General features: G+C 60.7%; 13 protein-coding genes. 6 read left to right on the top strand and 7 right to left on the bottom strand.

The window, feature by feature from the left end; all coding sequences use genetic code 11:
• Positions 1-23 precede the first annotated feature (23 nt).
• Together ACIOZM_RS17755 and ACIOZM_RS17750 are read right to left on the bottom strand one after the other, a co-directional pair.
• Entirely contained in the window at positions 24-755 is a 732-nt protein-coding gene (locus ACIOZM_RS17755) for an ArsR/SmtB family transcription factor (RefSeq protein WP_401216105.1), read from the bottom strand.
• A gap of 316 nt (positions 756-1,071) precedes the next feature.
• Complete coding sequence (locus tag ACIOZM_RS17750; protein ID WP_401216104.1) at positions 1,072-2,001, bottom strand: LysR family transcriptional regulator; 930 nt, start codon at positions 1,999-2,001, stop codon at positions 1,072-1,074.
• Positions 2,002-2,131: 130 nt separating this feature from the next.
• Here ACIOZM_RS17750 and ACIOZM_RS17745 point away from each other — a divergent pair, with 130 nt between their 5' ends.
• The 3 genes from ACIOZM_RS17745 to ACIOZM_RS17735 all read left to right on the top strand — a co-directional run bounded on the left by ACIOZM_RS17745 (position 2,132) and on the right by ACIOZM_RS17735 (position 3,817).
• Positions 2,132-2,425: a putative quinol monooxygenase gene (locus ACIOZM_RS17745; protein ID WP_401216103.1), complete on the top strand. Its 294-nt coding sequence runs from the start codon at positions 2,132-2,134 to the stop codon at positions 2,423-2,425.
• Positions 2,426-2,468: 43 nt separating this feature from the next.
• Positions 2,469-3,482 carry a zinc-binding alcohol dehydrogenase family protein gene (locus ACIOZM_RS17740; RefSeq protein ID WP_401216102.1) on the top strand — a complete coding sequence of 338 codons (1,014 nt, stop codon included), beginning with the start codon at positions 2,469-2,471 and terminating at the stop codon, positions 3,480-3,482.
• A gap of 161 nt (positions 3,483-3,643) precedes the next feature.
• Positions 3,644-3,817 (top strand): hypothetical protein, encoded by a 174-nt coding sequence (locus ACIOZM_RS17735; RefSeq protein WP_007914687.1) that lies wholly within the window; start codon positions 3,644-3,646, stop codon positions 3,815-3,817.
• A 3-nt stretch (positions 3,818-3,820) separates the two neighbouring features.
• Here the strand turns inward: ACIOZM_RS17735 and ACIOZM_RS17730 are convergent, their stop codons facing one another.
• Positions 3,821-5,023 (bottom strand): multidrug effflux MFS transporter, encoded by a 1,203-nt coding sequence (locus ACIOZM_RS17730; RefSeq protein ID WP_401216101.1) that lies wholly within the window; start codon positions 5,021-5,023, stop codon positions 3,821-3,823.
• Between the two features lie 112 nt (positions 5,024-5,135).
• Positions 5,136-5,333, bottom strand: a complete 198-nt coding sequence (locus ACIOZM_RS17725) for a cation transporter (RefSeq protein WP_401216100.1) — start codon at positions 5,331-5,333, stop codon at positions 5,136-5,138.
• Between the two features lie 148 nt (positions 5,334-5,481).
• Between ACIOZM_RS17725 and ACIOZM_RS17720 the strand changes: the two genes are divergently transcribed.
• The 3 genes from ACIOZM_RS17720 to cueR all read left to right on the top strand — a co-directional run bounded on the left by ACIOZM_RS17720 (position 5,482) and on the right by cueR (position 8,866).
• Complete coding sequence (locus ACIOZM_RS17720) at positions 5,482-5,865, top strand: hypothetical protein (RefSeq protein WP_401216099.1); 384 nt, start codon at positions 5,482-5,484, stop codon at positions 5,863-5,865.
• Between the two features lie 197 nt (positions 5,866-6,062).
• Positions 6,063-8,456, top strand: coding sequence for a heavy metal translocating P-type ATPase (locus ACIOZM_RS17715; protein WP_401216098.1), 2,394 nt, complete (start codon positions 6,063-6,065; stop codon positions 8,454-8,456).
• Entirely contained in the window at positions 8,453-8,866 is a 414-nt protein-coding gene (gene cueR / locus ACIOZM_RS17710; RefSeq protein ID WP_401216097.1) for a Cu(I)-responsive transcriptional regulator, read from the top strand. The genes ACIOZM_RS17715 and cueR overlap by 4 nt, the downstream gene beginning before the upstream one ends.
• On the opposite strand, the gene ACIOZM_RS17705 is transcribed toward cueR, so the two are convergent.
• From ACIOZM_RS17705 to ACIOZM_RS17695, 3 genes are all read right to left on the bottom strand, one after another.
• Positions 8,820-10,034 (bottom strand): MFS transporter, encoded by a 1,215-nt coding sequence (locus ACIOZM_RS17705; protein WP_401216096.1) that lies wholly within the window; start codon positions 10,032-10,034, stop codon positions 8,820-8,822. The two genes, cueR and ACIOZM_RS17705, sit on opposite strands and share 47 nt — an antisense overlap.
• Positions 10,035-10,203: 169 nt before the next feature.
• Entirely contained in the window at positions 10,204-11,100 is an 897-nt protein-coding gene (locus ACIOZM_RS17700; RefSeq protein WP_401216095.1) for a PA4780 family RIO1-like protein kinase, read from the bottom strand.
• Between the two features lie 252 nt (positions 11,101-11,352).
• A complete protein-coding gene (locus ACIOZM_RS17695; protein WP_401216094.1) occupies positions 11,353-12,630 on the bottom strand; it encodes an acetyl-CoA C-acetyltransferase in 1,278 nt (425 codons plus the stop codon).
• Between the last annotated feature and the right edge of the window lie 45 nt (positions 12,631-12,675).

The following is a 12,675-nucleotide window of genomic DNA, read 5'->3' as shown; positions in this document are numbered from 1 at the left end:
GGTGGCGCTTGGCGAAAGCTCTATTACGCCATTTCCAGCTCGGTTTCCTTGGCGAAGCGATGAATTTCCCGCTGCCCGGCCGCCGTAAGCAGCAGCGCTCGAGAATCGTTGGGCAGCGTCAGCCATCCGGACTGCATGAACAATTGCAGCAACGCTGCGCCGAGGGAACCGCCCATGTGCGGACGACGTTCGCTCCAGTCCGGACAGGCACAAGCCACTTGGGCCTTGCGGTGCGCCAGGGCCTGAATGAATACGCCGCGATTGGCCAGTTGGTTCGAGCCCTTGAGGGTGATCACCACCCGTTGTTCGACCTGTTCGATCCAGCCGGCGTCGAGCAGACGTTGATAAAGATCGGCGGCCAGCGTGCCGCCCAGATGGTCATCGCAAAAACGCGCACGCAACAGTGACGACGGCGCGGCCTGGGGTTTGTTGATCGGCACGGCGCGCTTGAACACTTGGGGGATTTCCCTGGGTGCGCTGGCGATGGTCGCGCTGGCAAGGGCTTCGATGGCCGCAGCGACTTCCGGCGCGGCCATTCGGAAGAAACGTTTGCGTCCACGGGATTCGACTTTCAACAGCCCGCCAGTAGCGAGGCGCCCCAGATGTGCGCTGGCCGATGACGGCGACAGCCCTGCCAGCAACGCCAGCTCCTCGGTCTGCCGGGCCGAACCATCCATCAACGCCCACATCATCGCACTGCGCTTGGGATCGGCCAGCAGCGTGGCGATCTGGCTGATGCAAGGTGCATGTTCCATGTATTCACTCCCTGTGGAATCGTATCGTCTACTGCTCGGAGATATCTTGACCAGTAATGAGTCGTCGGCCAACACGCGAAAAACACCGGGGACAGAAGCAAGGCAAGCCGCTGGTGCAGCACACTGCTCTTCATCGGATGCAATGCTTCAGCGACACCTATCAAGCCCCGGGAAATTCGCTTTGAACCTGCTTTGGCCGGTAGTCGGTGCAGGCATCTGGCGGGCGCTAGTATAAGCGGGATGCCCGACGCTTCCTGCGTCAGGGCTGACACGAAGGGTGATAGTTCCTGAGTGAAATTTCGCTAATTGCCTGCGACTAATGATCGACTTTCAGGAAAGAGGGAAATTGACTACTCAGTTCAGCGCATCGGCTGGCGAGCATTTCCCTCAAAAGGTTCACTGGCTTACTCAATTGGGCGCGATGAGCGCACAGCAGATTCAGTGGCGCACGCTCGCAAAGCAGCTCCGGCAGCAACACCTTGAGGCGCCCGGCGAGGACGTCGGCGGCGACATCCAGCCATGATTTGTAGGCAATCCCCGCCCCGGCGACCGCCCATAACCGCACGACATCGGCGTCATCGCTGAAGCGGTCGCCACTGACGGTCAGGCCAACCTCGCGTTTGCCGTCGTGAAAACTCCAATGGTCGTGAACCCGGCTGCCGAGCATGTACAGCAGGCAATTGTGCTGTGCCAGTTGTTCGAGCTGACGCGGTTCGCCGTGTCGCGCGAGGTACGCCGGGGATGCGCAGAGCACACGGCGGTTGTGTGCAGCAATCGGCAGCGCGACCAGGCTGGAGTCCTCCGGCTCGCCATAGCGCAGCGCAATGTCCACCGGTTGCCGAAACAGGTCGGCGATGCGGTCGCCCAGCAGCAGGCGCACCGTCAATTGCGGATGTTCGCGCTGAAACTCGTCGAGCCAAGGCAGCAACAGGTTGCGACCAAAGTCCGAAGGCGCCGAGAGCTGCAAGATCCCGCTGACCTGATCCTGTGCCGTGGACAGAAATCGTCGCCCCTCGTCGAGATTGCTCAACGCGGCCCGGGCATATTCGAGAAAGCCTTCGCCCTCGGCGGTCAGACGCAGACTGCGGGTCGAACGCGCCAGTAAACGTGCGCCGAGTTGCTGTTCGATACGCTTCAACGCAGCGCTGGCCACGGCCGCAGACATGTCCATCACCCGTGCTGCCGCCGACAGGCTGCCCAGATCCGCCGCCCGGACAAACAACTGCAAGTCGTCAAAACGAAGCATTCTCAGCCTCGATTATCAAAAAAATATTGAAAGAGACTGCTCTTTTAGCCGGTTTTATCTTGCAGAGAAATAGCCAATCATCTGCCCCATCGAATTCATCCGCCTCTACACCCCACTTCTGGAGTCGAGCATGTCCCAGGCATTCACCGCTATCGCTACCCTGATCGCCAAACCCGGCCAGCAGGACACTCTCGAACAAGGCTTGCGCGCACTGGTTCCACCGAGCCGCGCCGAAGACGGTTGCAGTCAGTACGACCTGCATCGCGACCTGAGCGATCCGCTGACTTTTTATGTGATCGAACACTGGGCCAGCGAAGAAATTCTCCAGCTTCACAACGCCAGCGAACATTTCAAGAACTTCCAGGCCGCTGCCGGGCAGAGCATCGCCCACTTTGAGCTCAAGCGCCTGGGCGCCATTGCCTGAATCCTTCTTCTATATAGCTACGCCAATTTTTTCGGAGCAACACATGAAAGCCATCGCCTATTACGCATCCCTGCCGATCAACGACGAAAAGTCCCTGCAAGACATCGAACTGCCGGAGCCGGTCGCCGGCCCGCGCGATCTGCTGGTCGAGGTCAAAGCGATTTCGGTCAACCCGGTCGACACCAAAGTGCGGCAGAACGTAGCGCCTGAAAATGGCGCCGCCAAAGTGCTGGGCTGGGATGTGGCCGGTGTGGTCAAGGCTGTCGGCAGCGAAGTGACGTTGTTCAAGGCTGGCGACAAGGTTTTCTATGCAGGCTCGATTGCCCGCGCTGGCGGCAACAGTGAACTGCACGTGGTCGATGAACGCATCGTCGGCCATATGCCCAAGTCCCTGGGTTTCGCCGAAGCCGCCGCCCTGCCGCTGACCGCGATTACCGCGTGGGAATTGCTGTTCGAGCGCCTGCAAGTGCGCGAAGGCAAAACCGATGAGCGCCAGAGCCTGCTGATCGTCGGCGCTGCCGGTGGGGTCGGTTCGATCCTCACTCAATTGGCCAGCCAGTTGACCGGGCTCAAGGTGATCGGCACCGCTTCCCGCACTCAAACCCGCGACTGGGTCACTGAACTCGGCGCCGATCTGGTGATCGATCACAGCCAGCCGTTGAGCGAAGAACTGAAACGCGCCGGCATCGAGAGCGTGACCCATGTCGCCAGCCTGACTCAGACCGATCAGCACCTTGATCAACTGGTCGAAGCATTGGCACCGCAGGGCAAACTGGCGTTGATCGACGATCCGAAGGCGCTCGATGTGAGCAAGCTCAAGCGCAAGAGCCTGTCGCTGCACTGGGAGTTCATGTACACCCGCTCGCTGTTCGAAACCCCGGACATGATCGAGCAACACAAACTGCTCAACCGGGTGGCCGAGCTGATTGATGCGGGAACCTTGAAGACCACGGTCGGCGAGCACTTCGGCAAAATCAATGCAGCCAACCTGCGTCGGGCGCATGAATTGCTGGAAAGCGGCAAAGCCAAGGGGAAAATTGTATTAGAAAGTTTCTAAGGATCTGACGGTCCCAGCCAGCGCCAGCTCCCGCAAGGATTGGCGCTGACTGGGAGCTTTTTGCCGTCAGTCAGATGCTTGACCGTTGTCACAATTGCGATCGTATTCGGGTCTACAATCGAAACCTCTGCGATACATCTTTTACGTTAGGGAGGTCAGCAATGAAGATCCTGATAAAAGAAGTGGCAAAGTCTCAGTGGCAAGTTCGACTCGATCAACACGCCGTGACGTTCCGCAGTGAAGCCGAGGCTCTGGCTTTCACCCGCACCCTCGAAGCGCGACTTTGCGCGCCCCATCAGATCCCCGACCGCAGCCAGCAACGCGCTGCCGGCTGAGGCTTACGCCTCGGCTTGAGCTTGTGCCAATGCCCGGGCATTTTGCAGACGCCGGGTGAGTAGCGCCGCGCTCACCACCAATACACCGCACAGGCTGATGACTATTGCCATCGGCACGGCGGTGCCGTCGTGCAATACCCCAACCAGTGCCGAAGCACCGGCGGCGACGCTGAACTGCATGCAACCGAGTAACGCCGAAGCGCTGCCAGCCCGGCCTCGTTGCCCGTTCATCGCGCAGGCTGCGGCGTTGGGGCTGATGCAACCAAGGCTGGCGACACAGATGAACAGTGGAATCAGCAGCGGCCACAATGCTTCGGTGTGCAGCGAGCTGACGGCTAGCAATGTCAGACCGGCGCCCAGATAAACCCAGACCGCCCGCGCCAGCAGAAACGCCGGACCACGCTTGGCCAACAGTCGCGCGTTGACCTGCGCCACCAGAATGAACCCCGCCGCGTTGGTGCCGAACAGCCAGCCGAAATGCTCGGCCGGCACACCGTAAAGTTTGATGAAGATAAACGGCGAACCGGCGATGTAGGCAAACATCCCGGCGATAGCGATGCCACCGGTCAGGGCATGGCCCAGATAGACCGGATCAGCCAGCAACCGTCCGTACTGGCGCAAAGCCCCCGACAATGGCTGGCGCGGCATATGCGCCGGCATACTTTCCGGCAAGCCGAGCGCCACCGCCAGACCGGCCAGGGCACTGAACCCGGTCAAAACCAGAAAGATCGACTGCCAGCCCGTGGTGTTGACCAGCAGACCGCCGAGCATCGGCGCCAGAATCGGTGCCAGGCCCATCACCAGCATCAGTTGCGAAAAGACTTTGGCCGAACCCACCGCGTCGCATTTGTCACTGACCACTGCCCGGGAAATCACCATCCCAGCACAACCGCCCAAGGCCTGCACGAAGCGTGCGCCGATCAGCCATTCCAGATTAGGCGCATAGGCGCAGGCCAATGACGCGAGGGTGAACAACGCCAGACCAACGAGCAACGGAATCCGCCGTCCGAAGCGATCCGCTACCGGGCCGTAAGCCAGTTGCCCGATCGACAGACCGAGGAAATACGCGGCCAGAGTCATCTGCACGTGTTTCTCGTCGGTGCCGAACGCCAGCGCCATGGCCGGAAACGCTGGCAGATAAAAGTCGATCGCCAAGGGACCGAAAGCGGTCAAGGCACCGAGAATCAGAATGGTACGGAAGTTCATCAGGCATCCAGGAGTGGCGTGAGTCGGCAGCCCAACAGTCTAGCCGCGCCGGGACGCCTTGAACATTCCGATAGGTCGCTAACTATTAAAAAATCAGCATGTTCCGAGGTGATCAGGCGAGTTTGACGGCGTAGCCTTCTTCGCTGATTGCCTCAATCACTTGATCAGCGCTCAGCGCACTTTCGACGCCAACCTCTTTCGCCGCCAGATCGACCCGCACGCTGGCGGCGGGGTCTTTCGCCTGCACGGCGTTGGTGATGGCTTTGACGCAGTGACCGCAGGACATGCCTTGAACGTTGAACACTTGCATGGAATGACTCCTTTGAGTGAGGTTGCCAACACTCTGGAGCTTGCCACGATGGCAAGGTCAAGTTATGAAAGAAACTGCCGGGCTGGCATTCGGCGTCGCGCTCGGCCAAGCTGCGTGCATCAATGACTCGAACTCAGGAGATTCAGCCATGCGCTGGTCAGCTATCAGCCTGTTTGGCTTCCTCAGCCTCTTTGCCGTCCTGCCTCAGGCCAACGCGACCGGCGAGGATTACGCCGTTCTGATCATCTCGCGCGAGCGCCTCGAAGTGGCGACCTCCTGCGAAATCGGCGTGTACATCCAGGACCAGTTTGTCGGGCGCCTGCTGCAAGAGCAGACCACCGCGTTCAACCTGCCCCACGGCACAGTTTCCGTGCGTCTGAAACTTGAACCCGGTCAGGTCAAGGGTTGCGAGCCGGGGATGCTGGCACCGCCGGCACAGGAAATCTCGCTCAAGGCCGGCGACGTGGTGAAGTACCGGATTGCCTTGTCTACAAAAGGCTTGTACCTGAGACCCGCCGCCCTCGAATACTGAACATAGCCAGAACTGTGGGAGCTAGCCTGCTAGCGATGGGATGTGTCAGTCAGCATCAATGCTGAATGACTCACCGCTATCGCCAGCAGGCTGGCTCCCACATTTTTTTTGCCCTGCGACACGTTGCGGATTGGCGCTTGACCTTGCCCGCATGGCAAGGTTGATCCTGTAGGTATCTTCTACAGGGAGTAAGACCGATGTCCGATTCCATCACTTTCGATCTGCCGATTGCCGGCATGACCTGCGCCAGTTGCGCCGGGCGGGTCGAGCGCGCCTTGAGCAAAGTCAGCGGCACCCGTGCCGTCAGTGTCAATCTGGCCACCGAGCAGGCCCGCGTCGAGGCGCCCGGCGACAGCTTGCCGGCGTTGATGGAAGCCGTCGAGCGCGCCGGTTACAGCGTGCCGCAGCAAACTGTCGAGTTGAGCATCGAAGGCATGACCTGCGCCTCTTGCGTCGGTCGCGTCGAGCGAGCGCTGAATAAAGTTCCGGGGGTGAAAAGCGTCAGCGTCAATCTCGCCAATGAACGCGCGCACCTCGAATTGCTCGGTCAGGTCGATCCACAAACCCTGACCGACGCGGTCAGCAAGGCCGGCTATTCAGCCAGTGTCTGGCAAGCCGAAAACCCGCCAACCGACAACCAGCAACAACGCCTGCAACGTGAACGCTGGGCGCTGATCTGCGCCATCGTCCTCGCCTTGCCGTTGGTGCTGCCGATGTTGCTGCAACCGTTCGGCATTCACTGGATGCTCCCGGCCTGGGCGCAATTCGCCCTCGCCACGCCAGTGCAATTCATCTTCGGTGCGCGGTTTTATGTGGCCGCGTGGAAAGCCGTACGTGCGGGGGCTGGCAACATGGATTTGCTGGTCGCCCTCGGCACCAGCGCCGGTTATGGCTTGAGCCTGTACGAATGGGCGACCGCTGCCGGGCGTATGCCGCACCTGTATTTCGAAGCCTCGGCAGTGGTCATCGCTCTGGTGCTGCTCGGCAAATACCTGGAGAGCCGGGCCAAACGCCAGACAGCCAGCGCCATCCGCGCCCTCGAAGCCCTGCGCCCGGAGCGGGCGATTCAAGTGATCGAAGGCCGCGAGCAAGACGTCGCCATCAGTGCCTTGCGCCTGGGCGATCTGGTACTGGTCAAACCCGGCGAACGCTTCCCGGTGGACGGTGAAGTCCTCGAAGGCCAAAGCCACGCCGATGAAGCGCTGATCAGCGGCGAGAGCCTGCCGGTGCCGAAACAACCCGGCGATAAAGTAACCGGCGGCGCGATCAACGGCGAAGGTCGGTTGCTGGTCAGCACCACCGCCCTCGGCGCGGAAAGCGTGCTGGCGCGGATCATTCGTCTGGTAGAAGACGCGCAGGCAGCGAAAGCACCGATTCAAAAACTGGTGGATAAAGTCAGCCAGGTCTTCGTGCCGACCGTGCTGGTGTTGGCCCTCGCCACGCTGATTGGCTGGTGGCTGTACGGCGCACCGCTGGAAACTGCACTGATCAATGCCGTCGCCGTATTAGTGATCGCGTGCCCGTGCGCCCTCGGCCTCGCCACACCGACTGCTATCATGGCGGGCACCGGCGTCGCCGCACGTCACGGGATTCTGATCAAGGATGCCGAAGCGCTGGAACGTGCGCATGAAGTCAGCGCTGTGGTCTTCGACAAGACTGGCACCCTGACTTCCGGCACCCCACGTATCGCCCACTTCACCGCCCTTGATGGCGACGAAGACAACCTGCTGAAACTGGCCGGCGCACTGCAACGCGGCAGCGAACACCCGCTGGCGAAAGCGGTGCTGGACGCGGCTGCCGAACGCAATCTGCAAGTCCCCGATGTCATCGATAGCCAGTCCCTGACCGGACGCGGTATCGCCGGCACGTTAGAGGGCCGCCGTTTGGCGCTGGGCAATCGGCGCATGCTCGATGAAAGCACGTTGAGTACCGGCACTCTCGCCGAGTCCGCCAAGGCTTGGGAGGCCGAAGGCCGGACATTGTCGTGGCTGATCGAGCAAAGCCCCGAGCCGCGCGTCCTCGGCCTGTTCGCCTTCGGCGACACGCTCAAACCCGGCGCGCTGCAAGCGGTGCAACAACTTGCCGCACGCGGTATCCACAGCCATCTGCTGACCGGTGACAATCGCGGCAGCGCCAAAGTGGTCGCCGAAGCCTTGGGCATCAGCAGCGTCCACGCCGAAGTGCTGCCCGCCGACAAAGCTGCGACCGTCACCGAACTGAAAAAAACCGGCGTAGTGGCAATGGTCGGCGACGGCATCAACGACGCTCCGGCGCTGGCCGCTGCCGACATCGGCATCGCCATGGGCGGCGGCACCGACGTCGCCATGCACGCGGCAGGGATTACGCTGATGCGCGGCGATCCACGGCTGGTGCCAGCGGCACTGGAGATCAGTCGCAAGACCTACGCGAAGATCCGCCAAAACCTGTTCTGGGCCTTCGTCTATAACCTGATCGGCATTCCACTGGCGGCATTCGGTTTCCTCAACCCGGTGTTGGCGGGCGCGGCGATGGCGCTGTCGAGCGTCAGCGTGGTGAGCAATGCGCTACTGTTGAAAACCTGGAAACCCAAGGATCTGGAGGAGCATCGATGAACATCGGCCAAGCAGCCCGCCAAAGTGGCCTCAGCGCAAAGATGATTCGTTATTACGAGTCGATCGGTCTACTCAAGGCCGCGCATCGCACCGACAGCGGTTATCGGGTCTATGGCGATGATGATCTGCACACGCTGGCGTTCATCAAGCGTTCACGGGATCTGGGCTTTTCGCTGGAGGAAGTCGGCAAGCTGCTGACGCTCTGGCAGGATCGCCAGCGAGCCAGCGCCGATGTGAAGGCCCTGGCCCGTCAGCACATCGACGATCTGAATCAGAAGATCCGCGAACTTGGGCAGTTGCGCGACACCTTGCAGGATCTGGTCGAACATTGTCAGGGCGACCATCGCCCCGACTGCCCGATTCTCAAGGAGCTGGCGTCGGGCTGCTGCGCACAACCCGCCCGCGCCTGATAGCCAATACTTTCACCGTCAGCAGGGTCGCCAGCGGAATGCCGTGGAACAGCAATACCACGGCACCCGGCGCCCACCACGCGTAAAACGGCGCGGCGATCAGCATGCCAACGCCGAATCCGGTCATTTGCAGCAGGGTCAGAAAACTGAAGATCGGCAGGCGCAAGTGCTCGGGCTCACGCTGCAAGCGCGACATCAGACCGACTTCGGAAAACCCGTCGCCCAAGCCCGCCGGCAATGAAAACAACAGCAGTCCGTAGAGGCTGTGCTGCTGAAACATCAGGATGAAGCCGCAGGACATCAGCATCACGCCGTAGAAAAAACGCCGCTCCAGATTGATGTTTTCCGAGCCACTCATGCGACTGGCGATCCTTGCGCCGAGCAGTTTGCCGCTGGCCCACACCGCCAGCATCAGGCCGAGGGTGGTACTCGCGGAGTCCGGTGTCAGCAGTTTCGAGATAATCGGGAAACCGACGTTGTGCGCGGCACTGCCCAGTGTGTCGGCCATCGACACCGCGAGCATCGCGGCCACCACTGGCGCACTGCGCAGGCCTTGAACCAAGGCCGACCATTCGCCGCTTTCAGTATCCGACCCGGCCTTCGCTTCAGGTGCCTTGAAGCGCAGTGGCAGGATCAGCATGGCTGCCAGCAGATAGGTCAGCGCATTCAGGGCAAACACCGTTTCGAAACCAAATCCCGCCACCAGCAACCCCGAAACCAGACTGCCGCCGACCATCGCCGCCGATGACGCCGAGGTGATCCACGCGTTGGTTTTCAGCAATTGGTCGGGCTCGATCAGCCTTGGCAACTGACTGTTGAGGCCGATGGCAAACATCGAATTGCCGAAACCCAGGCCGAAAGCAATCAGCGGCAAAATCAGCGCCTGCTGGCTGGGCGGCACGATCAGCAACAGACCGAGCACCCCGGCGCGCAATAGATCGAACGCAACCAACGGCAAACGCCCGCTCCAGCGCCGGTAGAACCGGGTGCCGATCAGACTGGCGAAAATCCCCCCGCCGACACGACTGGCGAGAAAGATCCCGACGCTCATGGCGCTGTTGCTCAGCAGATAGACGTAGGTGGCCAGCGCAACCATGTTGAGGAAGGCGCCGAAATCGGAGATCAGTCGGGCGGTGATGATCAGATGGGCATTGCGCGAGTGACTCACATACGATCCTTGTAGGAGCTGCCGGAGGCTGCGATCTTTTGATCTTGCCTTTCAAAACAGGATCAAAAGATCGCAGCCTTCGGCAGCTCCTACAAGGGAATATTCGGTGTATTTGAAAATGGGGGGCGGGCACGAAAAACCCGGCCGAAGCCGGGTTTCTGTTAGTCGATCACTGCATCCACGGTGGTGGAGGCGGTTCTTCCGACTTGCCGTTGGGCTCGTCGTCAGCCGCACGGATCGCCTGCTTGCGCTCTTCGTCGAGACGCGCTGCTTCGATCTCGCGCAGAATCCCGCCAACGTCCGCCAGCTCTTCCGGATCATCGAACTCACCGGTCAGCACGCTGGCCGGGTGCAAGGTGCCGGCTTCGTACAGCGCCCACATTTCCTTCGCGTACTTGGTCTTCTTCAACTCCGGCGCAAAGCGGCCGAAGTACAGAGCCATGTTGCCGACGTCACGCTCAAGCATGCTGAACGCATGGTTGTTGCCCGCCGCATCAACCGCCTGAGGCAAGTCGATGATGACCGGGCCGGTCGGTGTCAGCAGCACGTTGAACTCGGAAAGGTCACCGTGCACCAGACCGGTACACAACATCAGCACGATCTGCGAAATCAGGAACGCGTGATATTCACGGGCCTGATCCGGTTCCAGCACCACGTCGTTCAGACGCGGTGCGGCATCGCCGTATTCGTCGGCCACCAGTTCCATCAGCAGCACGCCTTCAAGGAAGTCGTACGGCTTGGGCACTCGCACCCCGGCACCGGCCAGACGGAACAGCGCAGCCACTTCGGCGTTTTGCCAGGCATCTTCGGTCTCTTTGCGACCGAATTTGGAGCCCTTGGCCATCGCCCGCGCCTGTCGGCTGTTACGGACCTTGCGACCTTCCTGATACTCGGCCGCCTGGCGGAAACTGCGTTTATTCGCCTCCTTGTAAACCTTCGCGCAACGTAACTCGTTGCCACAGCGCACCACATAAACAGCTGCTTCTTTACCACTCATGAGTGGGCGCAGCACCTCGTCGACCAGACCGTCCTCGATCAGGGGTTCAATGCGTTTTGGAGTCTTCATCAGCTTTTATTGTGGGTCCTTTATTACCAAACACGCGAATGTCACTCGTTATACGGCAATCCTCGCGTCACGGGGAGGGGTTGCCGACCTGTGAACCTGTGGATGCACACACTATGCCGGATTAATCGACGCCATTGAACGCTGCCGGATCGCTGCGAATCATAGCCGAGCCAGTGCCAATTGTTGGCAACTGGATTGGAGGGCATTTGCGACAGGATCTGACATGCCGATGCATTCCCGGCGAAATTTCGTTCAGCGTTCGATGATGGCGGTGACACCCTGCCCCCCCGCTGCACAGATCGAGATCAATCCTCGCCCCTTCCCCGCCGCGTCCAGCAACTTCGCCATGTTGGCGACAATTCGCCCCCCCGTCGCCGCAAAAGGATGACCCGCCGCCAACGAACTGCCCTTCACATTGAGACGGCTGCGATCAATCGAGCCCAACGGCGCATCAAGTCCCAGTCGGGTTTTGCAGTATTCGGGGTCTTCCCAGGCTTTCAACGTGCACAGCACCTGGGCCGCGAACGCTTCGTGGATTTCGTAGTAATCGAAGTCCTGCAACGTCAGGCCGTTGCGTGCCAGCAAGCGTGGCACGGCGTACACCGGGGCCATCAACAGACCTTCGGCGCCATTGACGAAATCCACCGCCGCCGCTTCGCCGTCACGCAGATAAGCGAGGATCGGCAAGCCGCGTTCTTTCGCCCATTCTTCGCTGCCGAGCAGCACCACCGAGGCGCCATCGGTCAGCGGTGTGGAGTTGCCGGCGGTCAGCGTGCCCTTGGCGCTTTTCTCGAAGGCCGGTTTCAGCGTCGCGAGTTTTTCCAGGGTCAGGTCGGGGCGCAAATTGTTGTCGCGGGTCAGGCCGAGGAACGGTGTCATCAGGTCGTTGTGCCAGCCTTCGCTGTAGGAAGCGGCGAGTTTCTGGTGGCTTTCGAGTGCCAGTTGATCCTGGGCTTCGCGGGGGATGTTCCAGGTTTGCGCCATCAGTTCGCAGTGTTGGCCCATCGACAGCCCGGTACGGGGTTCGCCGTTGCGCGGAAACTCCGGGATCAGGTGTTTGGGGCGCAGTTGCAGGAAAGTTTTCAGTTTGTCGCCGGTGGTCTTGGCGCGGTTGGCTTGCAGGAGAATCTTGCGCAGGCCTTCGCTGACGCTGATCGGCGCATCGGAGGTGGTATCAACACCACCGGCAATGCCGCAATCGATCTGGCCGAGGGCGATTTTATTGGCCACCAGCAGCGCGGCTTCCAGACCGGTGCCGCAGGCCTGCTGGATGTCATAAGCCGGTGTGGCCGGTGACAGTCGCGAGCCGAGCACACATTCGCGGGTTAGGTTCATATCCCGTGACAATTTAAGTACCGCACCCGCCACCACTTCGCCAATGCGCAGGCCGTGCAGGTTGTAGCGTTCGATCAGGCCTTCGAGGGCGGCGGTGAGCATCACCTGATTGCTGGCGGTGGCGTACGGCCCGTTGGAGCGGGCGAAAGGGATTCGGTTACCGCCGATGATCGCGACGCGGCGCAGCTGACTCATGAAAAGCTCCTTTTCAAATAATCGAAATTCACCCAAAAACCTGTG

The organism is Pseudomonas sp. NPDC087346 (assembly GCF_044744235.1).
Classification (GTDB): Bacteria; Pseudomonadota; Gammaproteobacteria; order Pseudomonadales; family Pseudomonadaceae; genus Aquipseudomonas.
This window is presented reverse-complemented; position numbering and strand designations above follow the sequence as displayed.